Consider the following 25,561-nt stretch of genomic DNA (forward strand, 5'->3'; position numbering starts at 1 on the left):
TTTTAGTCAAAAAATTTAATTATATAAGTTGTATTTAAAATAATAAAAAATTTATGATCGGAATTTTAGGTGGAATGGGTACTCAAGCTGGTCTTGATTTTTGCAATAAGCTTGCAGTACTGAATAGAGGTAAAATTGATCAAGAGTATCCTTTATTTGTTTTGTATAACAAATCAAATATCCCAGGAAGACCAGAGTCTATAGGTACTCAAACAAAAAACTTATCAAATCTAAATACAAATAAATCTAATAAAACAAAATATAATAAAGTTTTAAAAAGTCTTCTTGAAGGCTGTAAGTTATTAGAAAAGAATAAATGCAAATTTATTGTTATCCCATGTAACACAGCACATTATTGGTTTGATGATCTACAAAAAAAAATCCGTATTCCAATTATAAATATGCCAAAAGAAGTTTTTAAATTTACAAAAAAGAACTGTAAAAAAAATTCAAAAGTTGGTTTATTGGCCACTGAAGGTACTTTAAAAACTGGAGTGTATAATAAATTTTTTGATGAGACCTATCAATTGATTAATCCATCTGAAAATCTTCAAAAAAATTCAGTAAATAAAGCAATCAAGTTTGTAAAAATGGGCAATGTTAGAGCTGCTGAAAAAGCTATTAAACCAGCTATAAAATATTTGCTAAAAATGAAATGTAAAAAAATAATTTTAGGTTGTACTGAGTTACCAATTGCAATATTTGCTTTTAAATCATTCAAGAATATTAAATCTTCAAAAATATTTTTGGATCCAAATTTAATTCTTGCTCACTCTGCAATGCAGAAACACAAAAGATAAACAGTGACATCAAAAATTGATAAGCCCTATGTTTTAAGAGTTGCTGAACTAATATATTCTAAAATAATTGAGATAAAAAACCAAAATCCTGAAGTTAGTAACATTCAAGCTTTTGAGATTTTCATGACAACAAAAGATTATGATTTTATTAGCTCAGGAGAATTTCATGAAAATTGGATATCAGAATTAAAAGATAACGATTTTATTGATAAAATTACTGGTAAGAAAATTAATGAAGAAACATTAAGACTTTTAGATATTCAAAAAGATTCTATGGTTAAATTTTTGCTTAAAATACCAAAGTTGTATTATACAAAAACTCATTTCCCTTTGGAATTATCTCAAAGAGCCTTTAATCATCTTTGGAGAGTTTGTGAAAGTTATGAAATGTGGTGTAAAGAAACTAAGCAAAAAAATTTGATTAAATTAAATTTAATTGATTAAATTTAAATTTATTAAATATAGTGATTAAGATATTCCCATTTATATTTATTTTACTTTGGTCATCAGCATTCATAACTACAAAACCAATCATTGATAACAGCGATCCTTTTGCTGCATTGGCCTTTAGATTTGCACTAGTAGTATTTGGTTTTCTAATTTTTTCTATCTATTCAAGGCAGAAAATAATTGTAAGTAAAAAAAATTTTTTACAATCTTTTTTCAGTGGAGTGCTTTTTCATGGATTTTATTTGGGGGGTGTTTTTTATTCAATTTCTATTGGAATGCCCACTGGCCTTGCTGCTTTAATTGTAACACTTCAGCCAATACTAACTAACGCGTTAAGTGGACCAATACTTAAAGAGAAGGTTTCTATTAAACAGTGGATAGGTGTTTTACTTGGATTTATTGGAGCATCTTTGGTTCTAGGTTTTGAAATTGGATCAAAAATTCCTACTGCTGGATTAATTGCAACCATTATAGCTTTGATAGCAATAACAAGTTCAACCCTTTGGCAAAAAACAATAAGCAACAACCTACCCTTATCAGTAAGTAATATGAACCAAGCACTTGGGGGTTTTTCATTTCATTTATTAATTATAATTTTTTTTGCTGATCCTTACATTGAATTTTCAAAAACATTTATAATTGCAATGAGTCATCAAATTTTTTTAGTGTCCTTTGGAGCATTCACAATACTTATGTTCTTAATTAAAAAAAATTCCGCAGGCAAAACCGTTTCGATATTTTTTTTAATTCCTCCTACATCTGCGTTCATGGCGTGGTTATTTTTAAATGAGAAATTATCTAATTTAGATCTTTTAGGATTTTTTATAGCTACTATTGGTGTTTATATTGCTACTAGAGATAAATAATTACTTTGCAATATATCCAAATTCTAAAGATGAGTCTGTTATTGAGTGATAAAGAGATTCACCAAAACTTCTTAATCCAAATATTCTAAATTTATCTGGATCATCATCAAGCATATCAATAGTTACTGACATTCCGTTATAAGTAGAATTTAAACATTGATTTTTTTCTAGCTCACCAAAATTAAATGGGCATCCTTTTTTTAAAACTTCCTTAGCTTCTTTACCTTCAATTTCAATTATTGCTTTTGAATGAGATATGTCTGTTATTGCAAATTCATTATCATTAAATTTTTGCTTTATTTCATTTAAAGTGTCCTTTTTCTTAGAAACTAAAATCCAATTTCTTGGACCGTTCCAAAGTATTCTTGTGTTATCATTTGAGCTAACTAAAGATGGATTGTCTCTTAAATTTAGACCATCTACCTGTATATTGTCTAATGATGAGTTTGAACTTTTATACTGAACTATCTGTACAATTAATAAATTAGTAGTTTCAGATATTGAAAGTAAATTTTTATCATCTTTACCTTCAAAATCTCCAAATTGACCTTTTGCATGCACATTATTTAAAGCTGAAATTAAACTCATGATCTAACTCTTTCTCCTTTTGGATCAACATAATGTGATGAAACTATTTCTACTGGAATAACTTTGTTTTTTAATGGAGACATTACGAATAATTTTTCTCCAATCATATTTTTTCCATCTTTTAATATTGCTAGTGAAAATGGATTATCATGCTCAACACTCCAACAAGAGGCTGAGATATGACCTAATTTTTTATTCGGCAAAGGAGCGTTAGCGTCTTTAACTAAGTGTGAACCTTCTGGAATACTAGTTTTTTTATCCAATGGAACAACGCCTACAATTCGCTGTCTATCTTCAGCTACAAAAGCTGCTCTCTGCAATGATCTTTTTCCAATAAAGTCTTTCTTTTTACTCAATAACCCTTCTAATGCATTGTCGTAAGGAATTGTTCTTCCATCTAATTCAGAACCTGCAACATGCCCCATTTCAATTCTAAGTGTAGACAGTGCTTCAGTTCCATATGGTTGAATTTGAAACTCTTCTCCAAGTTCAATTATTTTTTCCCACATAAATGTTCCGTTATCAGACTCAACATTAACTTCGTAAGCTAATTCACCTGAGAATGAAATTCTGAAGATTCTAGCTTTAACACCAAATAAATCACCCTCGACATATCCCATAAACGGAAGACCTTCATTAGATACATCTGTTTTAGGGAACAATTTCTGTAATAAATCTCTTGATTTAGGACCAGCTATGGCAGCTCCTGCCCATTGCTCAGTTGTTGAAACTACATTTACATTAAGTTCAGGCCAAACAAGTTGCAAATAATACTCTAAATGCGAAAGCACATTCGCTGCTTGAGCAGTAGTTGTTGTCATGTGATAGTGGTTTTCTGAAATTCTAGTAGTTGTACCATCATCCATCACTATCCCATCTTCTCTTAACATCACTCCATATCTTGCTTTTCCAACAGGTAACTTTAACCAAGCATTTGTGTATACTCTGTTTAAAAATTCAGCAGCATCAGGACCCTTAACATCGATCTTACCAAGTGTAGTTACATCACAAACACCAACATTTGTTCTTACATTTTTTGCTTCTCTTTTTGATGCTTCGAACAAGGTTTCGTTTCCTCTTTTATAGTATCTTGGTCTTAACCAAACTCCTGCATCAACAAAAACAGCGTTATGCTCTTCATGCCAATTGTGAATTGGAGATTTTCTTGTTGGTTTTGAATGCTTTCCTACTTCTCTACCAACAATAGCACCTATGGAAATAGGTGTATAAGGAGGTCTAAAAGTTGTGTGGCCAACGGACGGAACAACTTTATTTTCAATCTCAGATACTAATTGTAATCCATTTAAATTACTTGTTTTTCCTTGGTCTGTTGCCATACCTAAAGTGGTATATCTTTTTACATGTTCGATTGATCTATAACCTTCTCTTAATGCAATCTCTACATCAGAAACAGCAACATCATTTTGAAAATCTAAAAATCTTTTATAACTTTTACCTTTTGGTAATGGAACACACCAAAACTTATCATGTTTAGAATATTTTTTTTCAACTACATTTGGAATAGATATTTCGTTATCTTTCTCGGTAATTTTTTTTGATAATTCTTTTCCTTTTTCAAATGATGTTTTTAAAGTTTCTTCTAGAGTAAACACACCATTAGCAGCTCCCAAAGTTGTTTCATTTTGTTTTGAAACTCCTGGAACAAACGCGTCTATCTCTTCATTAAATTTAGTTTTATTTCCTGATTGTGATGCCAAATGAATTGTAGGTGTCCAAAATCCAGAAACACATATACAGTCACAATTTATATTCTCTATTTTGCCAAGTGTTTTCTTGTCTTCAGAAATAGTTGCCACATCAGCTGATTTTACTTTTTTATAACCTTGTGCTGCAACTACTACATATGAATCTTTAATATTAATTCCTAAATTTTTTGCTTCATCAATAATTTCTGATTGTGGATTTGATCTTGAATCTAAAACTATAGGCTCAACTCCATGTTTTTTAAATTCAATTGCAGTTTCATAGCCACTATCATTGTTTGTAAATACTAAAGGTTTTTTTCCAACTAAGACGCCATAAACTTTTAAATATTCTTTAGCTGCAGATGAAAGCATTACTCCAGGAGTATCATTGTTTCCAAAAACAATTGGTCTTTCGATTGATCCAGATGAAATTAGAACTTCTTTTGCTCTAATGTACCAAAGTCTTTTGTTTGGATGATATTTTTTAGTTTTAGGTAAATGATCACTAACTTTTTCAGACATTACCAACATGTTGTGATCATAATATCCAAAAACTTGAGATCTATTTTTTACGATTACATTTGGCATCTCTTTCAATTCTGAAATAATACCGTCCGCCCAATCTTTTCCAGATTGGTTACCGATATTCACATCGCTTGTTAATAATGAACCACCATATCTTGGTTTGTCCTCAGCCAAAATTACTTTGGCTCCATTTTTCGCTGCAGAATACGCACTCGCTAAACCTGATGGTCCAGATCCAGCAATTAAAAGATCACAGTACTCATATTTATGTTCATATCTCTCTTTATCATGTTTCGTTGAAGCTACACCTAATCCAGCTGCTTTTCTAATAAATGGCTCATAAATTTTGTACCAAAAGCTTTTTGGCCACATAAAAGTTTTATAATAAAATCCAGCCGGTAAAAAAATCTTTAAAAAATTGTTTATAGCTCCAATATCAAAGTTGACACTTGGCCAACAATTAACACTGCTTGCCTCTAATCCTTCAAACAATTCCTGTTCAGTTGCTTTAATATTTGGCTCCGTTTCACCATTTCTATAAAGTTGAACAACAGCATAAGGTTCATCAACTCCTGCACCAAAAAACCCTCTGGGTCTATGATATTTAAAACTTCTACCGACCAAATGAACACCATTTGCCAGTAAAGCTGAAGCTAATGTATCACCTTCATATCCAAAATAAGATGTACCGTTGAACTTAAAAGAAATTTTTTTATTTCTATTTATTAAGCCACCTGTTTCTATTCGATAACTCTGAGTCATTAAGCAATTTCTTCGTTAGCTTTATAAGTTTTAAAAATTTCGTGTGTTGCAGTATCTCTTTCAACTTTTATCCACTGTCTGCAACCAGATAAATGCTGCCAAAGTTCTAAATGTTTTCCTCTGGGACTAACTCTATTGTATACGAAATTATCCCATTCTTGATCTGTAACTTCTTTATTTAGTTCTGGTCTTTTAACAGTAGCATCTCCACCATAAGAAAATTCATTTTGAGATCTCATTCCACAATGTGGGCATTTAATATGTAACATTTATGAAATCCAAGTTTTTGTACCAAGACCTTTTTCATCAATAAGATGACCAGTACTAAATCTGTTCAAACTGTATCCTGCATTTAATTCATGAACTCTATCTTGAGCAATAGTATGTGCAAATGTCCATCCTGATGCTGGAGTTGCTTTAAAGCCTCCGTAACACCATCCACAATTTAAATACAAACCATCAATATGAGTTTTATCAATTATTGGTGAACCATCCATTGACATGTCCATAATCCCACCCCAAGTTCTTAGCATTTTTAATTTACTTAAAAATGGCATCATCGCAATTCCTTCAGTTAAAACATGTTGTAATGTTGGAAGATTACCTCTTTGAGCGTAACTATTGTAACCATCGAGGTCTCCACCCATTACCATTTCACCTTTGTCTGATTGACTAATATAAAAGTGACCTGCACCAAAAGTTACAACTTTATCTAAAACTGGTTTCACTGGTTCAGAAACACAAGCTTGTAAAAGATGAGTTTCAATTGGCAAAGTCATATTTAATTTTTCTGCTAAAATATTTGTGCTACCAGCAACACATAGACCTACTTTTTTTGCTTTAATATTTCCTCTAGATGTTCTGATCCCTTTTATTTTTCCTGCAGAAACATCAAAACCTGTAACTTCACAATTTTGAATTATATCTACCCCCATCGAGTCTGCTTGACGAGCATACCCCCAAGCAACTGCATCATGACGAGCAGTTCCAGCGCTTGGTTGCATCAATCCACCAAAGATTGGAAACCTTACGTTATCTGAAAAATCAGCCATTGGAATTAATTCTTTTACTTCTTCTCTATTCAAAAGAACTGCATCTATTCCATTTAATCTCATCGAATTTCCTCTTCTTGCGTATGCATTCATTTGTGCATCTGAGTGTGCAAGATTAATTATTCCTCTTGGAGAAAACATTACATTGTAATTTAAGTCCTGACTCATCTTTCTCCATAGATCCATTCCAAACTCACTGAAAAGACCATTTTCATCATGCATGTAGTTTGATCTGATAATTGTAGTGTTACGTCCAACGTTTCCACCGCCAATCCATCCTTTTTCAATGATAGCTACTTTTGTAATTTGATGCTCTTTAGCTAGATAATACGCTGTAGCTAAACCATGACCACCGCCTCCAATGATGACAACATCGTACTCTTCTTTAGGATTTGGATCTTTCCAAGCTAAATCCCAATTTTGATGGCCTGTTAATGCATTTTTAACCAAGCTAAAAATAGAATACTTTTGCATATTAGAATTTTATATTAATGAATTTAAATAGTTCTTATTTTTTTTATATATATATTTTAGAAGTTTCGAAAAATCTCAAATAAGATAATTATTATGCAAAAAAATTTACAATAAAGGATAACGAATGAGCGATGTAAAATCAGATATACAGATAGCTAGAGAAGCTAAAATGCAACCAATAAATGATATTTTAGCAAAAATAAATGTACCTGATGAAAGCTCTGCGTTTAGTCCTATGGGCAGACATATTGCAAAAATAAATTTAGAATATTTAGAGCAACTAAAAGACAAGCCAGATGGAAAATTAATTTTGGTAACTGCTATTACTCCAACACCAGCAGGAGAAGGAAAAACTACAACTTCAGTTGGATTAAATGATGGTTTAAATAAAATTGGAAAAAAATCTATCGTATGTCTTAGAGAACCAAGCTTAGGTCCTTCTTTTGGTATGAAAGGTGGAGCAGCTGGTGGAGGTTATGCACAAGTCGTTCCAATGGAACAAATCAATTTGCATTTTACAGGTGACTTTCATGCAATTACATCGGCTCATAATTTATTATCAGCATTAATCGATAATCATATTTATTGGGGAAATAAACTGGATATCGATGTTAGAAGAATTGTTTGGAAAAGAGTTATGGACATGAATGATAGATCGTTAAGATCTATAAATATAAATTTAGGTGGTGTAGCAAATGGTTTTCCAAGAGAAGATGGTTTTGATATTACAGTTGCATCAGAGATAATGGCAATCTTTTGCTTATCAAATGATTTGGAAGATTTAGAAAAAAGAATTGGAAATATAACTATTGGGTATACTAGAGATAAAAAACCAGTTTATGCAAAAGACCTAAATGCTCAAGGTCCTATGACAGTTCTTTTAAAAGAAGCTATCAGACCTAATGTTACACAAACTTTGGAAAACAATCCTGCAATTATACATGGTGGTCCATTTGCGAATATTGCTCATGGTTGTAACTCAGTTATCGCAACTAAGACTGGTTTAAAATTAGCAGACTATGTTGTAACTGAAGCAGGGTTTGGTGCAGACCTTGGTGCAGAAAAATTCTTAGATATTAAATGTAGAAAATCAAATTTAAAACCAAGCTGTGTAGTAATTGTTGCAACTATAAGAGCTTTAAAAATGCACGGTGGTGTTGCTAAAGATGATTTAAAAAATGAAAATGTTGAAGCTTTAAAAAAAGGTTTAGTAAATTTAGAAAGACATATTCAAAATGTTAAAAAGTTTGGTTTACCTGTAGCTGTAGCAGTTAATCATTTTATAAAAGATACTGATAATGAAGTAAAAGCACTTATAGATTTCTGTGATAATTTGGGTGTTAAAGCTAGTCTATGTACTCATTGGGCAAATGGTGGTGAAGGTACAAAAGAATTAGCAGCTCATGTTTCAGAATTGTGCGAAAAAGATGAAGCTAAATTTCAATTTTTATACGAAAGCAAAACACCATTGTTTAAAAAAATAGAGACTATTGCAAAAGAAATTTATAGAGCAGATGAAGTAATCGCTGATACAAAAATTAGAGATCAACTTAAAAACTTTGAAGAAGCTGGATATGGTGATTTACCAATTTGTGTTGCTAAAACTCAATACAGTTTCTCAACAGATCCAAATCTTAAAGGAGCACCAACAGGTCATGCATTACCAGTAAGAGAAGTAAGGCTATCATCGGGAGCAGAGTTTATTGTGGTTATTTGCGGTGCAATCATGACTATGCCTGGATTGCCAAGGGTTCCTGCAGCAGATTCTATTAAACTAAATGAAAAAGGTGAGATAGAAGGATTATTCTAAATTAAGATAACTCAACCAATTTTCTAATTCTCGCATTCTAGAAATTTTATCTAACTTTTTATTTTCTATTTCTATATTTTTAATGTGATCATCAATATGATTTTGATCTTTAAAAGCACCACGTTCTATAAGTCTATCTTTTCTGAAAATAATTAAGTTAATCATCTTGTTGTAAGTAATTTCTGGATGATACTGAAGGCCCCACACATCACATTTTCCAATTTTAAAATTTAAACCTTGAACGTTATTAATTGGGTTCGAAGCTAGCAATGTCGAATTTTTTGGAAGAGTTACAACTTCATCAAAATTAAATGCTGGAGTATTAAACTTTTTATTTTTGTTTTTATATAATGGATGATTTAAACCATTTTCATTAATTTCAATATCTCTTGCAATACCTCGATGAGATCCTCTCTCAGCTTTTTTAACTTCACCACCAGCAGCAGTTACCGCAACTTGCATTCCCCAACAAATCGCTAGAACTTTTTTAATTTTTTTCTGACACTCTTTCATAAATTCTATTTGTCTTAAAATTTCAGGTGTCTTGTTATAAATATTTAAACTACTTCCGCCCCAAATAAGACCATCATAACTTTCTAGTGGATCTATATTCTTACTTATATTTTCATCTGAAGAGGGATTAACCACATCTATATTTAGTTGATCAGTAAAATGAGAAAGGCTATGTTTTAAGCTTTCAGTATGAGTTTGAATACCTGCTTCTGTAAAACTTTGATTTTCCTCTTGTAAATTACCTTCTACAACTAAAATTTTCTTCATTAAAATAATTCTCCTGAAATACTTTTTTTATACATTTCTTTTAAATCTTCTTTTGTTATTTTTTTTGGATTGCCTGCTGTAGATGGGTCTTCAAATGCCATTAGAGAAAGTTTTTCTAAATCTATTTCACTACAGTCCATAACATCTGAAAGTTTATGAGGAATATTTAATTCTTTACGCAAATTTAGTATCCATCCTAAAAAACTTTCAAATGTACTATTTAGATTAAGATAATTACAAATAGATATAATTCTGTTTTCAATGACTGATTTATTGAAAGTTAAAACATAAGGCATAAATATAGCGTTACTTAAACCATGATGTACATCAAACTGTGCATTTATTGGATGACTTAAAGAATGTATTGCACCAAGACCCTTTTGAAAAGCAGTAGAACCCATACTAGATGCTGCTAACATTTCAGATCTAGCTTCTATGTTCGTACCATTTTTATAAACCTCTATTAAAGAATTTTTAATTAGCCTCATACCCTCAAGCGCGATACCATCTGCCATTGGGTGAAATCCAGGTGCGCAAAAAGCTTCAAGGTTGTGAGCAAGTGCATCCATTCCTGTTGCAGCTGTTATTCTTGGCGGAAGATCTTTAGTTAAATTTGGATCTAAAATTACAATAGAAGGTAAAATTTTTGGATGAAAAATTATTTTTTTTATTCCTGTTTCTTGATTAATAATGGCTGAAGCCCTTCCTGTTTCTGATCCTGTTCCTGCAGTAGTTGGAACCGCTATAATTGGAGAAATTTTATTTACATCAGCTCTTGTCCAATAATCACCTATATCTTCAAAATCCCATATAGGTCTTTTTTGACCGCACATAAAAGCTATTCCCTTTCCTACATCTAATGCACTACCTCCACCAAAGGCAATTACTCCATCACAGTTTTTTTCTAAATATAAAGAAACACCTTCCATTACGTTTTTTCCAGTTGGGTTTCCTGAAAATTTTGAAAATACTTTTAAATTATCAAAGTCATTTTTTAATTTTTCAATTACTTTTGAAGTCATTAGAAGATTTAAAAGATCTTTATCGGTTACAAAAAGTGGATTTTTAATTTTTAAGTTTAAACAGGCGGTTGTAAGATCTTCTATTTTACCTGCTCCAAACCAAATAGTAGTGGGATAATTCCAAGCCATAAAATAATTATAATTAGTATAATTATATAGATATTTTTTATAATTTAATATTAGAAACTATTTATAATTTACCAATTTTTTTTTGCGACAAATAGTAATCGAAATTTTCGTTTGTAATCGATTTGAAAAATACATAGTCTATCAATCATACATAATAAAAGGAGTATAAATGAAAAAGATTATTATCTCATTAATAATGACGTTTGGAATAATCTCTTCAACTTCATTTGCTGGAACTTTAGTAATAAACACAGATACATCTGATGCAGCACCTAAAGCAGCTTTTGAATATATCATTAAAAAATTTGAAGATGAAAATCCTGATGTCACAGTAAAATGGAATGTTTTTGACCATGAAGGTTACAAACAATCTATTAGAAATTTCTTGAACACTGATCCACCTGATGTGGCAAACTGGTATGCAGGAAACAGGATGTTACCATTTGTAAGAGCAGGTTTGTTTGAAGATGTTTCTGATATCTGGTCAGACTCAGGTTGGGTTGATGGAAACTTAAGTGAAAATATGGAGCATGCTAAAAAATCCATGACAATTGGTGGCAAGCAATGGGGAATTCCTTATACTTACTATCAGTGGGGAGTTTATTACCGAAAAGATATTTTTAATAACTTAGGTATTAGTGTTCCAAAAACTTGGGATGAGTTCGTTAAAGCTTGTGAAACAATAAAAGCAAGTGGAGTAACACCAATAACTATTGGATCAAAATATCTATGGACTACTGCAGGAGTATTTGACTACTTAAATTTAAGAACAAATGGATATGAATTCCATATGGATCTTACTTTAGGAAAAGTTCCTTATACTGATGCTAAAGTTCAAGCAGTTTTTGATAAATGGGATGAATTGGTTAAACCTGGTTACTTTTTAGAAAATCATGCTGCTCTAAGTTGGCAAGAGGCTCTAACCCCAATGATCAATGGTGAAGCTGCAATGTACGTTATGGGTAATTTTGCAGTTGCTCCTTTAAAAGAGGGTGGTTTAAATGATGATACTTTAGGATTCTTTCAATTTCCTGAAATAACTCCAGGTATTCCAATGGCTGAGGAGGCGCCTACTGATACAGTACATATACCTTCAAAAGCTAAGAATAAAACTGATGCAAAACGTTTCTTAATATTTATGTCTCGAGCTGATGTACAAGAAGAGATTAATAAAATATTAGGTCAGCTACCTATTAACAAAAACTCTGGTGTTAAAGAAGGAGATCCTTTCTTATCAGCAGGATTAAATATGCTTAATAATGCTTACGCAATGGCGCAATTCTACGATAGAGATGCTCCAGCTCAAATGGCATCAGAAGGTATGAAGGGCTTCCAAGAATATATGTCTAATCCAGACAGAAGACAAAAAATCTTGGAAAGATTAGAAAAAGTACGTCAAAGAGTTTATAAATAAACTTTTAAATTAACTTAGGGGCTAATAAGCCCCTAAGTTTAAAAATCGATTTCATCAATTTTTAAAATAGAATTAAATGGAACTAAATAATTCAAAAGCAAAAAGAATTACTTGGTGGCAAAAAAATCAAATTAAAGTAAGCCCATGGATTTTTTTAGCTCCAGGTTTAATATTTTTTTTCATTTATGTAATAGCTCCAATATTTGTATCTATTGGTATATCTTTTTATCAATGGGATGGCCTATCCCCTTCGATATATGTTGGTCTTCAAAATTATATTGAGCTACTAGATGATGAATATTTTTATATTTCACTTTGGAATAATCTTAAATGGCTAGTATTTTTCATGCTAGCTGTTCCTATTGGTCTAGGATTAGCGATATTCTTAAATCAAGTTGTTTTTGGAATAAGATTAGTAAAATCTCTATTTTTTTTTCCATTTGTTATATCTCAAGTAGTTATTGGTCTAATTTTTACCTGGTTTTACCAACCAAATTATGGAGTGATTGCACCATTTCTAAATTTCATTGGGTTAGAGGGATTTTCAATTCTTGCAAATGAAGATACTGCTACTTATGGGATAATATTTGCAGGTCTATACCCTCAAATTGCTTATTGTTTAATTTTATATTTAACAGGACTTAATAATATTAACCCTGAACAAATCGAAGCTGGAAGAATGGATGGTGCTAAGGGGTTTCATTTATTTTGGAATATAGTACTCCCACAGCTTAGACCCGCAACTTTCCTAGCAATTGTAGTTACTGTAATTGGTGCACTAAGAAGCTTCGATATGGTAGCAATAATGACTCAAGGAGGTCCTTATGGATATTCAAATGTCTTGGCGTATTACATGTTTGAGCAAGCTTTAAGTGAATATGGATACAGAATGGGATACGGGTCAGCAATAGCAACTGTTTTATTTACAATAATGATGTTTTATATTTTGTTTTTCATATACAGAATGTATCGAAATGAGAGAGAGGATAATAACTAAATGTTCCCTACTCCTATTCATCAAAGACCAGTTGTAAATCAATATATTTATAAAATATTCTTACCTATCTCGTTAATTATTTGGCTGATACCAATTTTTGGTATTTTAATGACATCTATCAGGGGCCTGGGAGATATTACAGCTGGAAACATGTGGGGAACACCGAGTGAATTTTTACTTTTTTCAAATTTACACGATGTTTTTACTAACACTCCAATGCTTAAATATACTCTAAATAGTTTTAAAGTAACTATACCAACAATGTTAGGAGCAGTTGCTTTAAGTTGTATGACTGGCTTTGCTCTTGCTAACTATAAATTTAAGACAAATTTAACAATATTTTTTATTTTTATAGCTGGAAACTTTGTTCCATTTCAAATTTTAATGATACCAGTTAGGGATCTTACTTTTAAAATTGGTCTCTACAACACTATTACAGGATTAGTGCTATTTCATGTAGCTTTTCAAACAGGGTTTTGCACACTTTTTATGAGAAATTTTATTAAAGCTTTACCTCAAGAGCTTATTGAAGCTGCAAGAATGGATGGCGCATCTGAATTTAAAATATTTTGGAAAATAATATTACCTTTAACTAGACCAGCTATAGCAGCACTTTGTGTATTAATTTTTACATTTATATGGAACGATTATTTTTGGGCGACTGTCTTAATACAAGGTGATCATGCAATGCCCATTACCGCTGGGTTAAAATCATTAAACGGTCAATGGATTACAGCTTATCACTTGCTATCAACTGGATCTATTGTTGCTGCTATACCTCCCGTTATTATGTTTTTCTTAATGCAAAAACATTTTATTGCTGGATTAACTCTTGGGGCAACTAAAGGTTAGTATGATTAAAGTTACATTTATTGGAGCAGGAAGTACTGTATTTATGAAAAATATACTTACAGATATTTTGCTTGAAAAAAATTTCAGTAACTGTGAAATAGTCTTGCAAGATATTGATGATACAAGATTAAAAACTTCAAATTTGGTTGCAGAAAAAGTTGCAAAATCAATAGGTGTAAATCCAACAATTATAATTGAAAAAAGTCAAAAAAAAGCACTCAGTGGAGCTGACTTCGTAATATTAATGTTTCAAATAGGAGGTTATGAGCCCTCTACTGTTATTGATTTTGAAATTCCAGCAAAATATGGACTAAAACAAACTATTGGTGACACTTTGGGAATAGGTGGAATTATGAGAGGATTAAGAACTGTCCCCGCTTTATTATCAGTTGCAAAAGATATGAATGAAGTTTGTCCGAGCGCAACTATGTTGCAGTATGTTAATCCTATGGCAATTAATTGTTTAGCATTGTCTAAATTTGCACCTGAGCTAAAATATGTTGGACTTTGTCATTCTGTACAAGGAACTGCTGAAGATTTGGCAAAAGATATTGGCGAGGATATTAAAAACATTAGTTATGAATGTTCAGGTATCAATCATATGTCTTTTTATACTAAGTTTGAAAAAATAAATCCTGATGGAAAAAAAGAAAATCTTTATCCTAAAATTTTTAAAGCTGGAAAAGAAAAAACATTTGGAACCAATTGGGACGGATGTACAAATGAAGTTAGATATAAAGTTTTAGAAAAATTTGGATATTTTGTTACAGAATCATCCGAACACTTTGCAGAATATACTCCTTGGTTTATTAAAAATAACAGAGAGGATTTATTGAGTGAATTCAATATTCCAATTAATGAATATATTAGAAGGTGCAAAAAACAAATTAAAGAGTGGGATCAACAAGAGCAAAATTTATTAGATGGAGAAAAATTTGTCTGTGAGAAATCTTTAGAGTATGCTTCACGGATTATTGTATCAATTGTTGACGGAAAAGAAGACACAATTAATGGTAATGTTTTGAATAATGAGTTAATTTCTAATTTACCAGATGATTGTTGTGTTGAAGTACCATGTAAAATAAATAATGAAGGAATTAACCCACAAAAAGTTGGGGATTTACCAATGCATTTAGCAAACCTAATGAAAACTAATATAAATGTACAACAGTTAACTGTTGAAGCTTTAAGAACTAAAAAAAAAGATGCTATTTATCATGCAGCTATGTTGGATCCACTTACCTCCTCTTTATTAAGTTTAGATCAAATAAGTTCTATGGTAGATGAGTTGTTAATAGCTCATAAAAATTGGATACCAAAATTTAATTGACATGAAAAATAACTTTCCTAATGGTTTTTTTTGGGGGACTGCAACTGCAAGTTACCAAATAGAGGGTGCTATTGATAAAGATGGAAAGAGTAAAAGTATTTGGGATACTTTTACACATACACCTGGAAAAGTAAAAAATAATGAAAACGGGGATACAGCTGTAGATCATTATCATAGATACGAAGAAGATATTGAGTTGATGGCTAATATAAATCTAAATTCCTATAGATTTTCTTTAGCGTGGACTAGGATTATTCCAGAAGGAAAAGGTAAAATAAATCCAAAAGGGATAGATTTTTATTCAAGATTAATTGACAAATGTTTAGAAAAAAATATTGAACCTTTCATAACTTTATATCACTGGGATCTTCCTCAATCTCTGCAAGATAAAGGAGGTTGGGCAAATAGAGATATGACAAATATATTTGCAGATTATTCAGAGTCTATTGTTAAAAATTTTGGAGACAGATGTAATCATTTTATCACATTTAATGAACCAGCTGTTTTTACAATTTATGGATATGTAGATGGTTATATGGCTCCAGGATACAAAGATTTAGAGAAATATTTTGCATCAATACATAATGTTAATCTTGCACATGGTACAGCTTTTCAAGCAATGAAAGCTTTAAACAATAATATTAAAATTGGTTGTTCATTTAATATGGCACCCTGTATTCCTGCCACAAAATCAAGTGAAGATCTTCATGCTACTAAATTATTTGATACTTATTGGAATAGATCATTTGCCGACCCTATGTATCTTGGAAAGTATCCAGAATTATTAATTAATGATGTCTCAAAACATATTCAACAAGATGATATGAAAACTATTTTTCAAAAAAATGATTTTATAGGATTAAATCATTATCAACATTATAGAATTAAAGCTGATAACAATAATTTGCTTAAAGCAAGAGGAGCAGTTAATGATGAATTACCTTTTGGTCTTGAAGATAAAGATACAAAGTTAACTCTTATGGGATGGGAAATTGTTCCAGATGCTTATTATGATCAAATTATGGATTTAAAAAATAATTATGGAAATCCAGATATTTATTTAACTGAAAACGGAGCTGCATATCCAGATTTAATTGAAAAAAATGGAGAAATAAACGACACCGATCGTATTGATTATTTTAAAAAATATTTAAATGCTGTAAAAAAATCTATTGATGATGGAGCTAAAGTTAAAAGCTATTTTGCATGGACATTCATGGATAATTTTGAATGGGCATTAGGATTTGAAAAGAGATTTGGAATAGTGCACGTTGATTTTAAGACTTTAAAAAGAACTCCTAAAAAGTCATATTATTTTTTCAAAAAACTTGTGGAAGAGAATTCCATTCCACTAGACTTTTAATTTATTAAATCCAAATATAAAGCTGCTGACCAAGAAAAATTATTAGCACCATAAGGAGTTCCTGATTTACAACTGTAGTATTCATGAAAATCCTTTTCATGTATTAAATCTAATGTATGTGATTTTATTTTATTAGCAAAATCAGGGTCTTTTTCCAATAATCCTTTATATAAGATCCAATTACAATTAATCCAAACAGGTCCTCTCCAATATCTTATCTCCTCAAAATATTTGCTATCAGGCTTTATTGACGAAAAGAAATATTTTTCATTCGAATTATACTTTTTTAAACTTTGAATTATCGAATTATTAATTTCTTTATTTTGAATATCTGCAAACAAAATAAAATAATTTGTAATAGAAGGGATTTCTAAAGATTGCTTATTTAAAACATCGAATGAATAAAACGAATTATCATTTTGATTATATAAACTAATCAATTTATTTTCAGTTTTTGTTATTTTTTTTTCAATTGAAGTACAGTCAATATTATTTTTTGTTGCAATATAGACTAGATCTTTGCAAGCTTTCAAAAACAAAGAATTAAAACCTATATCAGCAACATTAAACATTGAAATATCATAGAGCTTTTCAGGATTATATTTTTCATTTCTGAACTGATTTAAAAGAGTAATATAACAATCATAATCTCTTTTAAGTGGTCGTACATCACTACTTGAGACATCCAAATCTCTTCTTTTATATTCCAAATTTTCTTCAATTAAAATTTTACTTAAAGGAAAATCCCATAAAGGTGAATTATCTGTGCCACTTTCCCAAGGATGTAATATTGACACTAAACCAGTATCATTTGGGTCTCTATATTTATAAAACCATTCTAAATATTTTTTTGTTTTTTTTATTAAGTTCAAAATTCTTTTCATTTCACTCGAACTAAATTCATTCTTATCTAACATTAATTTTAAAATACTTGAGACTATAGGTGGTTGAGTTATTCCAGATGATGGAATTTTATCGCCACACTGCCAAGTATTATGATTGGGAAAATAATTTTCATCCTTTTGATGAAACAAAATATGAGGAACCATACCGTCTGACCATTGTCCTTCGAACAACTTTTCTAACTCAACTATTGCGTATTCTTTATTAAAATAAGAATAACCGAGGGCTATATATGCTGAGTCCCAATTCCATTGAGCTGGGTACAACTTATTGTTTGTAGGCAGCGTGTATCCCTCACGCCTATTATTTAATAAAACATACTCAGCTTCTCTTTTTAACAAACTCATTAACCCTTAACGCTCCCTGATGTTAATCCACTAACTAAATATTTTTCAAAATAAACAAAAATAAATAAAATTGGCAAAGTTACAACTACTGAACCAGCCATTAAATATTGTCTTGGCGTTTCAGCTCCTACATTTAAGAACTGTATTGCTCTTGATAATGTAAATGAGCTAGGACTATCTAAAAACATTAGTGAAAATAAAAATTCATTCCAAGCAATCATAAATACATACAATGCTACAGAGGCAATTGCCGGTAAACTTAAAGGTAAAATGATTTTAACAATTATTCCAAACCAATTTTGTCCATCCATTATACCTGCCTCCTCAAGTTCTTTTGGTATACTTTTGAAATATCCTTGGAGCATATAAATTGCCACTGGAAGTGTTGTAGCTGTATAAATAATTAATAATCCAAATACAGAATTTCTTAGACCTAATTGACTAAAAACTGTGTAAAGAGGTATGACGAGGACAATAGCTGGAAACATATATATAATTAAAATAGACGTAGACAAAAAGTGTTTTCCAAAAAAGTTTAATCTTGCTACTGCATAAGCTGCAGGGATCCCAAGTAATAAAGTAATTATAACTGTGCCCACTGATACAATTGAACTATTAAGCATATACTTGCCAAAATTATATTCTGTGAAAACTATAATATAAGATTTAAATAAAGATTTAATATCTTGTGTTAAATCGACACTGAAATCTAAAGGATTAATTAATAAAAGAGCCTGGGTTTTGAAACTTGTTACTAACATCAAGTAAAAAGGGAATAAAATTACAAAAGAAAAAAAGATTATTCCAAATAAAGTTACAAAATCAAAAAATATAATTTGTGCAGAAAAATCATAATTAAAATTTTTTTTGTTATAGTTAGACAGCTTATTAACAAAAAATAATAAGATCAAAAATGTACCTATATAATGCCAAATAGGTAAAGAGCTATTATTAAAATAATCAATCAATACGAACACTGATGATAATAAAATCACTTTAGATAGTTTGTTTAATTTTTCACTTAAGAAAATTGAAATTATTGAAATTAAAATTCCACTTATAAAATAAAAATTGAAATTTAAAGTTTTAAGCTCAATACCTTGCAATGTGGATAAAATTTTCCAAATAGAAATCAAAGAAAATAAAAAAAATGAGGAAATTAAACTGAAAGTGATAATTGATTTAACTCTCATTGGCTCTTTTTCCTATCAGTTTAAAATAAATTAACATGAAAAATAAAAGTAATAATACAATCACCATCGAAACAGCAGAACCCATACCAATATTTCCTATTGAAAATCCCTGTTCATAAACATTTATTGGAAGTGTTCTAGTTCCTGATGCACCACCTGTTAAAAGAAAAATATCTTCAAACTTATTAAAATTCCAAATAAACCTAATCATAAATAAAATAGAAATCACTGCTGTAATCTGTGGTAATGTTATATTCATAAATTTAGTGTAAGGCCCAGCCCCATCAATATCTGCTGCCTCATAAAGTTCTTTCGGTACAGCTTGAAGTCTTGCTAGTATAAATAGAAATGCCAAAGGAAAATATCTCCAGATTTCAAAGATAATAACAGTTGTTAAAGCCAATCTTAATTTGAATTCAAAACCAAAAACAAAAATAGATACATACTTTTGACCCAACAAATTTATTGGCTTATCTATTATGTTATAATTGAGTAGTAAATTATTTAAAGTACCACTATTAGGATCTAACAGTAGCTCCCATGTAAAAGCCAAGGCCACAACTGGGGCTACGTAGGGAAATAATAATGTACTTCTTACAAAACTTCTACCTCTAAACTTTTGATTTACCATTTGGGCTGACAAAATTCCAAAAACAATTGCACCTACTGTTCCAAAAAAAGTATAATAAAATGTTGTTAATAATAAATCTTTAAATTCATAATTTGTGATTACTTTTTTAAAATTTGACAAAGTAAAATCACTTGTCAAAAGAATGTTGTCTGCATTTCCTTTTAAATTAGGTTTGTTTGATTTAAATTGTTTTTTATCAATTTTTTCACCATTTTTTGTCTCAAAAAAAATCACAAATTGCTCTCTGTATTTTTTTGACCAGTTACCAAAATCACACTGAACTCTATTTGAGGTGAACTTACATCTTTTATCTAAATCAATTGGTTTAACATTGCTTGGAAATTTATCTTGGAATTTTACATCTCTAATATCTTGAATTAAGGAACTATTTCTTAATTTATAGATAATCTTGATTTTTGAATCTTCATTTTTAATTGATTTAACTATTTTTTTTGCTCGAGGCTCTGGAATTCTTATATCTTTTAATTGAACTTCTTTAAAACTAATCCAAACGTTGGAAAATATTGGAAATAATACTATTGCAAATACGATTAGAACTGCAGGCAAAGTTAAAGCATAGGCAGTTCTCTTTTCTATTTTTGAAAGTGAATTACTCATAAAAAAAGCGGATAATTAATATTATCCGCTTTTTTAAAAAATTGAAATTAATTGAATTGTGCTAAAGATTTATTGATCATATCAACAGCTTCATCTACATCGATCTGATCATCAATATACAACCTAGTAATTCTGTTTAAGAATTGAGAGTTGATTACTTTTGAGGCTCTAGAAAGTTCACCTTCTTTAACTCCCCATCTACTCGCAGTATCCAAACCAGCTACAATATTATTGATAACATCTGATGAATACAGATCTGATAATGCAGCTTTTCTGTCTACACCAACTGGCAATTTACTCCAAGCTTTTGTAAACGCTTCTGGATCAGATGAATTTCCTCTTCTTACTGGAAACTTTCCTTCTGGTGCAATTGCTAAAGTACTCGTATAACCTTCGTCCATAGAATACATTACAAATTGTTTTGCTTCATCAGTGTCAGCATCAGCTGTAATACCAAAATATCTTATATCTGCCCAAGCAGCGCCATCTTCATTATTAGGTCCACTAAAATTAGTTATGAAACCTGTTTTTGATGCTAGCTCTGGAGAAGTAGGATCACTATTTATAGTTGGTGGAGCTGAGTCTCTCAATCCAGCAAGCTCATCCATGATAAATGGAGACCAAATGATCATTGGAGTTTTTCCAGCAAAGTAAAGTTCCCTTGATTGTTTCCAGTATAACTCTCCTGGAGGGCTGGCTTTTGCTATTGCTTTATAGAATTCTAATGATTTTTTAATTCTCCAACCTTGTTTTTGAATTCCACCTTTTTTAACAATATTTACTCCTTGTGCTAAAAAAACATGTTCCAAAACTTGACTCATAAAGTTTTCATCTGTTTTTGTTGCAGCAACAAATCCAAACATATCGTTAGATGATAAAGTATCTATTGCTTTAATTATATTGTCATAGCTTGTTGGCGGTTCTAATCCAGCTGCTTCAAAAAGATCTTTTCTATAAACAATCATTTGAGTCCAACCATCAACTGGAACGGCTGCTATCTTTGTTCCTTTTTTGGCCATGTTTAAAGCGCCAGGTGCAAATGTATCTTTACCTAAATCTTTCACAACTTCATTGTTGGCATCAACATCTAAAATTCCTGCTTCAGCCCATGGCAACACATATTGCAGTGTATGATAAATTACATCAGGTAAATCACCTGCTGCAGCTGCAGCTGTTGCTCTTTTACCTAATTCTTTTTCGTCTATTGGAATAACTTCAACTGCTATACCAGTTTTAGCTTCAAATGCTTTGGCCATATCTTCTTGCTTAGCCATTCTTGCTGGTTGAGTTTCAGTTGTCCAAAACTTAATATCTGCAAATGCAACATTGTTAATAAAAAATGCTATAGCAGATAATAATATTAAAGTTTTTTTAAACATAATTACCTCTTGTTAATTTTTATTTAAAAACTTTAATATTTTTTGTACAGAATTTCCTATGCAATAGTGTCATCCCTGTATTGAGAAAATACTATAAATTATTGAAAAAACCTTTATTTAAAAGCTAAATTACTTCCATCAAATAAATGACATTTGGTCAGGTCGAAGCTTAGGCTAAGATTGTCACCAACATTAACTTTGCTGGCTCCATCAGTTTGAACAACTAGGGGCTCTCCCTCTTTTTCAAGATATAAAAAAGTAGATGAACCTAATTTTTCAATTACGAAAACCTTGCTCTCCCAGCATTTTTCACCACTATTGATTAAGATGTGCTCAGGTCTGATTCCAATTTTTACACTATCACCAGGTGAAACTTTATCTGAAGTTTTTGGAACAATAATTTTTCCTTGTCCAGAAATTTCAACTTCAGTTCCAGAACTATTTGAGCTTATTACTTTAGAGTTAATAAAGTTCATCTTTGGTGAACCAATAAATCCACCTACAAATAAATTTTCTGGCTCATTATATAGTTTTAATGGTGATCCTTTTTGAGACACGATACCTTGATCTAGCACAACTATATCATCTGCAAGCGTCATTGCTTCGGTTTGATCATGAGTAACATAAATCATTGTTGCGTTTAATTGATCATGCAATTTAGCAAGCTCTACTCTCATCTGCACTCTTAAAGCTGCATCTAAATTAGATAAAGGTTCATCAAATAAAAATACTTTTGGTTTTCTTGTAATGGCTCTTCCAATTGCAACTCTTTGTCTTTGTCCTCCAGACAATTGCTTTGGTTTTCTTTCTAAGTACTCTTCTATTTGAAGAATTTTAGCAGCCTCCATAACTCTCTCTGTAATTTCCTCTTTAGATTTTTTTTCAATTTTTAAACCAAAAGCCATGTTATCAAACACTGTCATGTGTGGATATAATGCATAAGATTGAAATACCATTGCGATATTTCTTTCTTTTGGTGGAAGATCATTCACAACTTGTCCATCTATTGAAATAGTTCCTGAGTTGATCTCCTCTAAACCAGCTATCATTCTTAACATTGTTGATTTACCACATCCACTTGGTCCAACCAATACAGTGAAAGATTCACTTTTAATATCTAGAGACACATCTTTAATTACATGTGTAGATCCAAAAGATTTATTTATGTTTGAAATATTTATCTCAGCCATCTTAAGTTAATAATTATATTGTATTTTCAGTTTATATTTGTTTATATTTATTTAGCATATTTATAAACTGGAGAAAACACAATGAGCAAAATTGCAATTATTGGAGCAGGACCTTGTGGTCTATCAATGTTAAGAGCATTTGAACACTTAGAAAATAAAGGTGAAAAAATTCCTGAAATAGTTTGTTTTGAAAAACAAGAAGATTGGGGAGGTTTATGGAACTACAATTGGAGGACAGGTAGTGACCAATATGGAGACCCAGTTCATAATAGTATGTATAGATATTTATGGTCCAATGGTCCTAAGGAATGCTTAGAGTTTGCAGACTACTCTTTTGATGAACATTTTGGACAGCCAATTCCCTCTTTTCCGCCAAGAGAAGTCTTGCAGGATTATATTTTGGGTAGAGTGAGTAAAGGTAAATTAAAAGACAAAGTCAAATTTAATACAAGAGTCACCAATGTAGTTTATGAAAATGAAAAATTTGAAATTACATATCAAGATAAGGCAAAAGATCAATTTTCAAAAGATTCATTCGATTATCTTGTTGTATCAACTGGTCATTTTTCTGTTCCATTTATTCCTGAATACAAGGGAATGAATTCTTTCCCTGGAAGAATAATGCACTCACATGATTTTAGAGATGCTGAAGAATTTAGAGGAAAAGATGTGATAGTTTTGGGAAGCAGTTATTCAGCTGAAGATGTTGCTCTACAGTGTAATAAATATGGAGCTAAAAGTGTAACTATTGGATATCGAAATGCACCTATGGGATTTAAATGGCCCAAAGGAATGAAAGAAGTTCATTATCTAGATAGATTAGAAGGAAAAAAAGCAATTTTTAAAGATGGTACTGAACAAGATGCGGATGCAATAATTTTGTGCACAGGATACTTGCATCATTTTCCATTTTTAGATGAAAGTATTAAGTTAAAAACACACAACAGATTATATCCACCGAAATTATACAAAGGAGTTGTTTGGCAAGAAAATCACAAAATTTTATATCTTGGTATGCAAGATCAATTCCATACTTTTAATATGTTTGATTGCCAAGCTTGGTTTGCAAGAGATGTAATTATGGGAAAAATTAAAATGCCAAGTGCTGATGAAATCAATAAAGATATCAATAAATGGGTCGCTATGGAGGAAAAATTAGAAAACCCAGATCAAATGATTGATTTTCAAACTGAATACACAAAAGAACTTCATGATATGTCTGATTATCCAAAAATAGATTTTGAACTAATTAGAAAACATTTCAAAGAGTGGGAACATCACAAAGTAGAAGATATCTTAACTTACAGAAACAAATCGTTTTCATCACCTGTTACAGGTTCTGTTGCACCTATACACCATACTCCATGGGAAACTGCGATGGATGACTCGATGAAGACTTTTTTAAATAAATAATTAATAGTTAACTTTTAATTTTTTATTTTTTGTGATTGCACTTAATAGTGCATGCATAAGTGGTATTTTATTTTTATTAATTTTTTTCAATATGTAGGGTGCAATCTCTTTAGCCAGATCTGCGCCCTCAACTGTATCATTTTTCATAAATTTATTTTTTGCAACTTTAAAAGTAAAACCTTCTCCTAAATATTCACCCATTTTACTATTTCTTCCTCCAACTGCACTAACGTATAAGTCACCCACTCCAGCTAACCCATGAACTGTTTCTTTTTTACCTCTAAAATATTTTATCAAATATTCCATTTCATCTAACGATTTTCTAAATAAGGCTGAAGCAGTATTTTCACCTTCACCCGATCCAATAATCATTGAATATATGTTTTTAATTGCAGATGAAAATTCAACTCCTTTTACATCAGTTGAATATTCTGTTTTGTAATATTTAGTTGAGATTAATTTTCCTATGTTTTTTGCGATATTAATATTCTTGTTTGCTATCACAGTGTAACTTTTGATTTTTTTTGCTAACTCTTTTGCTAAACAAGGCCCTTTTAATACTGAAATATTTAAATTTTGATTCCCTTTGTTTAATTGCTCTGACATAGTAATAATTTTTTTATTATTTCGATCATATTTAAGACCTTTGGTCAAAACGAGAATAGAAACTTTTCTTTTTATATTTTTTAAATGTTCTTTGGCCATTTCAATTCCAATAGAACTTACTGCAACAACAATTAAGTCCCATTTTTGATTGAGTAATTCTGATGAAAATTTTTTGACAGAAACTCTTTTAGATAACTTAAGTTTTAATGCTGGATGAAATTTATTTTTTTTTAATAATTTCTTATGAAGATCTTTGCTGTATGGTTCAGTCAAAGTTACTTGATGATTATTGTCAATCAAAGGAAATGTAAATGCAGCACCCATCGCACCAGCGCCAATTACTAAAATCTTATTCATAGAT

Annotated in this window: 22 protein-coding genes; 10 read left to right on the plus strand and 12 right to left on the minus strand. The window is 30.7% G+C overall.

Translation table 11 applies throughout. From position 1 onward, the window contains the following. Positions 1 to 53: 53 nt before the first annotated feature. From ACTTA4_RS03850 to ACTTA4_RS03860, 3 genes are read left to right on the plus strand one after another with little or no spacing between them, the layout of a single operon-like run. On the plus strand, positions 54 to 800 hold the full coding sequence (locus tag ACTTA4_RS03850; RefSeq protein ID WP_440633599.1) for an aspartate/glutamate racemase family protein: 747 nt from the start codon (positions 54 to 56) through the stop codon (positions 798 to 800). Positions 801 to 803: 3 nt separating this feature from the next. Further along, positions 804 to 1,244 (plus strand): hypothetical protein, encoded by a 441-nt coding sequence (locus ACTTA4_RS03855; protein ID WP_440633600.1) that lies wholly within the window; start codon positions 804 to 806, stop codon positions 1,242 to 1,244. A 20-nt stretch (positions 1,245 to 1,264) separates the two neighbouring features. Next, a complete protein-coding gene (locus ACTTA4_RS03860; protein WP_440633601.1) occupies positions 1,265 to 2,116 on the plus strand; it encodes a DMT family transporter in 852 nt (283 codons plus the stop codon). Here the strand turns inward: ACTTA4_RS03860 and ACTTA4_RS03865 are convergent, their stop codons facing one another. From ACTTA4_RS03865 to ACTTA4_RS03880, 4 genes are read right to left on the minus strand one after another with little or no spacing between them, the layout of a single operon-like run. Further along, a complete protein-coding gene (locus ACTTA4_RS03865; protein ID WP_440633602.1) occupies positions 2,117 to 2,704 on the minus strand; it encodes a sarcosine oxidase in 588 nt (195 codons plus the stop codon). It abuts the gene before it with no gap. Beyond that, positions 2,701 to 5,697: a sarcosine oxidase subunit alpha family protein gene (locus ACTTA4_RS03870; RefSeq protein ID WP_440633603.1), complete on the minus strand. Its 2,997-nt coding sequence runs from the start codon at positions 5,695 to 5,697 to the stop codon at positions 2,701 to 2,703. The genes ACTTA4_RS03865 and ACTTA4_RS03870 overlap by 4 nt, the downstream gene beginning before the upstream one ends. Beyond that, the gene (locus ACTTA4_RS03875; RefSeq protein WP_075506172.1) at positions 5,697 to 5,966 is read right to left on the minus strand and encodes a sarcosine oxidase subunit delta; all 270 of its coding nucleotides are present in this window, start codon (positions 5,964 to 5,966) and stop codon (positions 5,697 to 5,699) included. Before ACTTA4_RS03875 ends, ACTTA4_RS03870 begins: the two co-directional genes overlap by 1 nt. Next, positions 5,967 to 7,223 carry a sarcosine oxidase subunit beta family protein gene (locus ACTTA4_RS03880; protein ID WP_440614112.1) on the minus strand — a complete coding sequence of 419 codons (1,257 nt, stop codon included), beginning with the start codon at positions 7,221 to 7,223 and terminating at the stop codon, positions 5,967 to 5,969. It lies immediately after the preceding gene. A 124-nt stretch (positions 7,224 to 7,347) separates the two neighbouring features. Here ACTTA4_RS03880 and ACTTA4_RS03885 point away from each other — a divergent pair, with 124 nt between their 5' ends. Next, positions 7,348 to 9,033 carry a formate--tetrahydrofolate ligase gene (locus tag ACTTA4_RS03885; protein WP_440633604.1) on the plus strand — a complete coding sequence of 562 codons (1,686 nt, stop codon included), beginning with the start codon at positions 7,348 to 7,350 and terminating at the stop codon, positions 9,031 to 9,033. Here ACTTA4_RS03885 and ACTTA4_RS03890 read toward each other — a convergent pair. Together ACTTA4_RS03890 and ACTTA4_RS03895 are read right to left on the minus strand one after the other, a co-directional pair. Continuing rightward, positions 9,025 to 9,813: a type 1 glutamine amidotransferase gene (locus ACTTA4_RS03890; protein WP_440633605.1), complete on the minus strand. Its 789-nt coding sequence runs from the start codon at positions 9,811 to 9,813 to the stop codon at positions 9,025 to 9,027. The genes ACTTA4_RS03885 and ACTTA4_RS03890 overlap by 9 nt on opposite strands. After that, on the minus strand, positions 9,813 to 10,964 hold the full coding sequence (locus ACTTA4_RS03895; RefSeq protein ID WP_440633606.1) for an iron-containing alcohol dehydrogenase: 1,152 nt from the start codon (positions 10,962 to 10,964) through the stop codon (positions 9,813 to 9,815). Before ACTTA4_RS03895 ends, ACTTA4_RS03890 begins: the two co-directional genes overlap by 1 nt. Positions 10,965 to 11,133: 169 nt before the next feature. On the opposite strand from ACTTA4_RS03895, the gene ACTTA4_RS03900 reads away from it, so the two are divergent. The 5 genes from ACTTA4_RS03900 (at position 11,134) to ACTTA4_RS03920 (ending at position 16,920) form a co-directional block, all read left to right on the plus strand. Further along, positions 11,134 to 12,378, plus strand: coding sequence for an ABC transporter substrate-binding protein (locus tag ACTTA4_RS03900; protein ID WP_440614108.1), 1,245 nt, complete (start codon positions 11,134 to 11,136; stop codon positions 12,376 to 12,378). A gap of 76 nt (positions 12,379 to 12,454) precedes the next feature. Then, on the plus strand, positions 12,455 to 13,375 hold the full coding sequence (locus tag ACTTA4_RS03905) for a carbohydrate ABC transporter permease (protein WP_440633607.1): 921 nt from the start codon (positions 12,455 to 12,457) through the stop codon (positions 13,373 to 13,375). Further along, positions 13,376 to 14,227: a carbohydrate ABC transporter permease gene (locus ACTTA4_RS03910; RefSeq protein WP_440633608.1), complete on the plus strand. Its 852-nt coding sequence runs from the start codon at positions 13,376 to 13,378 to the stop codon at positions 14,225 to 14,227. Between the two features lies 1 nt (position 14,228). Beyond that, the gene (locus tag ACTTA4_RS03915; RefSeq protein ID WP_440633609.1) at positions 14,229 to 15,557 is read left to right on the plus strand and encodes an alpha-glucosidase/alpha-galactosidase; all 1,329 of its coding nucleotides are present in this window, start codon (positions 14,229 to 14,231) and stop codon (positions 15,555 to 15,557) included. Between the two features lies 1 nt (position 15,558). Beyond that, positions 15,559 to 16,920 carry a GH1 family beta-glucosidase gene (locus ACTTA4_RS03920; protein WP_440633610.1) on the plus strand — a complete coding sequence of 454 codons (1,362 nt, stop codon included), beginning with the start codon at positions 15,559 to 15,561 and terminating at the stop codon, positions 16,918 to 16,920. Here ACTTA4_RS03920 and ACTTA4_RS03925 read toward each other — a convergent pair. The 5 genes from ACTTA4_RS03925 to ACTTA4_RS03945 all read right to left on the minus strand — a co-directional run bounded on the left by ACTTA4_RS03925 (position 16,917) and on the right by ACTTA4_RS03945 (position 23,181). Beyond that, positions 16,917 to 18,170, minus strand: a complete 1,254-nt coding sequence (locus ACTTA4_RS03925; RefSeq protein WP_440633611.1) for an MGH1-like glycoside hydrolase domain-containing protein — start codon at positions 18,168 to 18,170, stop codon at positions 16,917 to 16,919. The genes ACTTA4_RS03920 and ACTTA4_RS03925 overlap by 4 nt on opposite strands. Beyond that, the gene (locus ACTTA4_RS03930; protein WP_440633612.1) at positions 18,170 to 19,363 is read right to left on the minus strand and encodes a carbohydrate ABC transporter permease; all 1,194 of its coding nucleotides are present in this window, start codon (positions 19,361 to 19,363) and stop codon (positions 18,170 to 18,172) included. The genes ACTTA4_RS03925 and ACTTA4_RS03930 overlap by 1 nt, the downstream gene beginning before the upstream one ends. Then, on the minus strand, positions 19,353 to 20,612 hold the full coding sequence (locus ACTTA4_RS03935) for a carbohydrate ABC transporter permease (protein ID WP_440633613.1): 1,260 nt from the start codon (positions 20,610 to 20,612) through the stop codon (positions 19,353 to 19,355). The genes ACTTA4_RS03930 and ACTTA4_RS03935 overlap by 11 nt, the downstream gene beginning before the upstream one ends. A gap of 47 nt (positions 20,613 to 20,659) precedes the next feature. After that, positions 20,660 to 21,991 carry an ABC transporter substrate-binding protein gene (locus ACTTA4_RS03940; protein WP_440633614.1) on the minus strand — a complete coding sequence of 444 codons (1,332 nt, stop codon included), beginning with the start codon at positions 21,989 to 21,991 and terminating at the stop codon, positions 20,660 to 20,662. 113 nt (positions 21,992 to 22,104) lie between these two features. Next, entirely contained in the window at positions 22,105 to 23,181 is a 1,077-nt protein-coding gene (locus tag ACTTA4_RS03945) for an ABC transporter ATP-binding protein (protein WP_440633615.1), read from the minus strand. 81 nt (positions 23,182 to 23,262) lie between these two features. Between ACTTA4_RS03945 and ACTTA4_RS03950 the strand changes: the two genes are divergently transcribed. After that, positions 23,263 to 24,594, plus strand: a complete 1,332-nt coding sequence (locus tag ACTTA4_RS03950) for an NAD(P)-binding domain-containing protein (protein WP_440633616.1) — start codon at positions 23,263 to 23,265, stop codon at positions 24,592 to 24,594. On the opposite strand, the gene ACTTA4_RS03955 is transcribed toward ACTTA4_RS03950, so the two are convergent. Next, positions 24,595 to 25,557: a 2-dehydropantoate 2-reductase N-terminal domain-containing protein gene (locus ACTTA4_RS03955; RefSeq protein WP_440633617.1), complete on the minus strand. Its 963-nt coding sequence runs from the start codon at positions 25,555 to 25,557 to the stop codon at positions 24,595 to 24,597. Positions 25,558 to 25,561 lie beyond the last annotated feature (4 nt).

This window comes from Candidatus Pelagibacter sp. HIMB1485 (assembly GCF_052048055.1).
GTDB lineage: Bacteria > Pseudomonadota > Alphaproteobacteria > Pelagibacterales > Pelagibacteraceae > Pelagibacter.

Coding starts and splice junctions, on each gene's coding strand:
- ACTTA4_RS03850 (WP_440633599.1), top strand. CDS start 54: ATGATCGGAATTTTAGGTGGAATGGGTACTCAAGCTGGTCTTGATTTT.
- ACTTA4_RS03865 (WP_440633602.1), bottom strand. CDS start 2,704: ATGAGTTTAATTTCAGCTTTAAATAATGTGCATGCAAAAGGTCAATTT.
- ACTTA4_RS03940 (WP_440633614.1), bottom strand. CDS start 21,991: ATGTTTAAAAAAACTTTAATATTATTATCTGCTATAGCATTTTTTATT.
- ACTTA4_RS03925 (WP_440633611.1), bottom strand. CDS start 18,170: ATGAGTTTGTTAAAAAGAGAAGCTGAGTATGTTTTATTAAATAATAGG.
- ACTTA4_RS03900 (WP_440614108.1), top strand. CDS start 11,134: ATGAAAAAGATTATTATCTCATTAATAATGACGTTTGGAATAATCTCT.
- ACTTA4_RS03915 (WP_440633609.1), top strand. CDS start 14,229: ATGATTAAAGTTACATTTATTGGAGCAGGAAGTACTGTATTTATGAAA.
- ACTTA4_RS03910 (WP_440633608.1), top strand. CDS start 13,376: ATGTTCCCTACTCCTATTCATCAAAGACCAGTTGTAAATCAATATATT.
- ACTTA4_RS03945 (WP_440633615.1), bottom strand. CDS start 23,181: ATGGCTGAGATAAATATTTCAAACATAAATAAATCTTTTGGATCTACA.
- ACTTA4_RS03920 (WP_440633610.1), top strand. CDS start 15,559: ATGAAAAATAACTTTCCTAATGGTTTTTTTTGGGGGACTGCAACTGCA.
- ACTTA4_RS03890 (WP_440633605.1), bottom strand. CDS start 9,813: ATGAAGAAAATTTTAGTTGTAGAAGGTAATTTACAAGAGGAAAATCAA.
- ACTTA4_RS03905 (WP_440633607.1), top strand. CDS start 12,455: ATGGAACTAAATAATTCAAAAGCAAAAAGAATTACTTGGTGGCAAAAA.
- ACTTA4_RS03950 (WP_440633616.1), top strand. CDS start 23,263: ATGAGCAAAATTGCAATTATTGGAGCAGGACCTTGTGGTCTATCAATG.
- ACTTA4_RS03935 (WP_440633613.1), bottom strand. CDS start 20,612: ATGAGTAATTCACTTTCAAAAATAGAAAAGAGAACTGCCTATGCTTTA.
- ACTTA4_RS03885 (WP_440633604.1), top strand. CDS start 7,348: ATGAGCGATGTAAAATCAGATATACAGATAGCTAGAGAAGCTAAAATG.
- ACTTA4_RS03955 (WP_440633617.1), bottom strand. CDS start 25,557: ATGAATAAGATTTTAGTAATTGGCGCTGGTGCGATGGGTGCTGCATTT.
- ACTTA4_RS03895 (WP_440633606.1), bottom strand. CDS start 10,964: ATGGCTTGGAATTATCCCACTACTATTTGGTTTGGAGCAGGTAAAATA.
- ACTTA4_RS03880 (WP_440614112.1), bottom strand. CDS start 7,223: ATGCAAAAGTATTCTATTTTTAGCTTGGTTAAAAATGCATTAACAGGC.
- ACTTA4_RS03930 (WP_440633612.1), bottom strand. CDS start 19,363: ATGAGAGTTAAATCAATTATCACTTTCAGTTTAATTTCCTCATTTTTT.
- ACTTA4_RS03870 (WP_440633603.1), bottom strand. CDS start 5,697: ATGACTCAGAGTTATCGAATAGAAACAGGTGGCTTAATAAATAGAAAT.
- ACTTA4_RS03875 (WP_075506172.1), bottom strand. CDS start 5,966: ATGTTACATATTAAATGCCCACATTGTGGAATGAGATCTCAAAATGAA.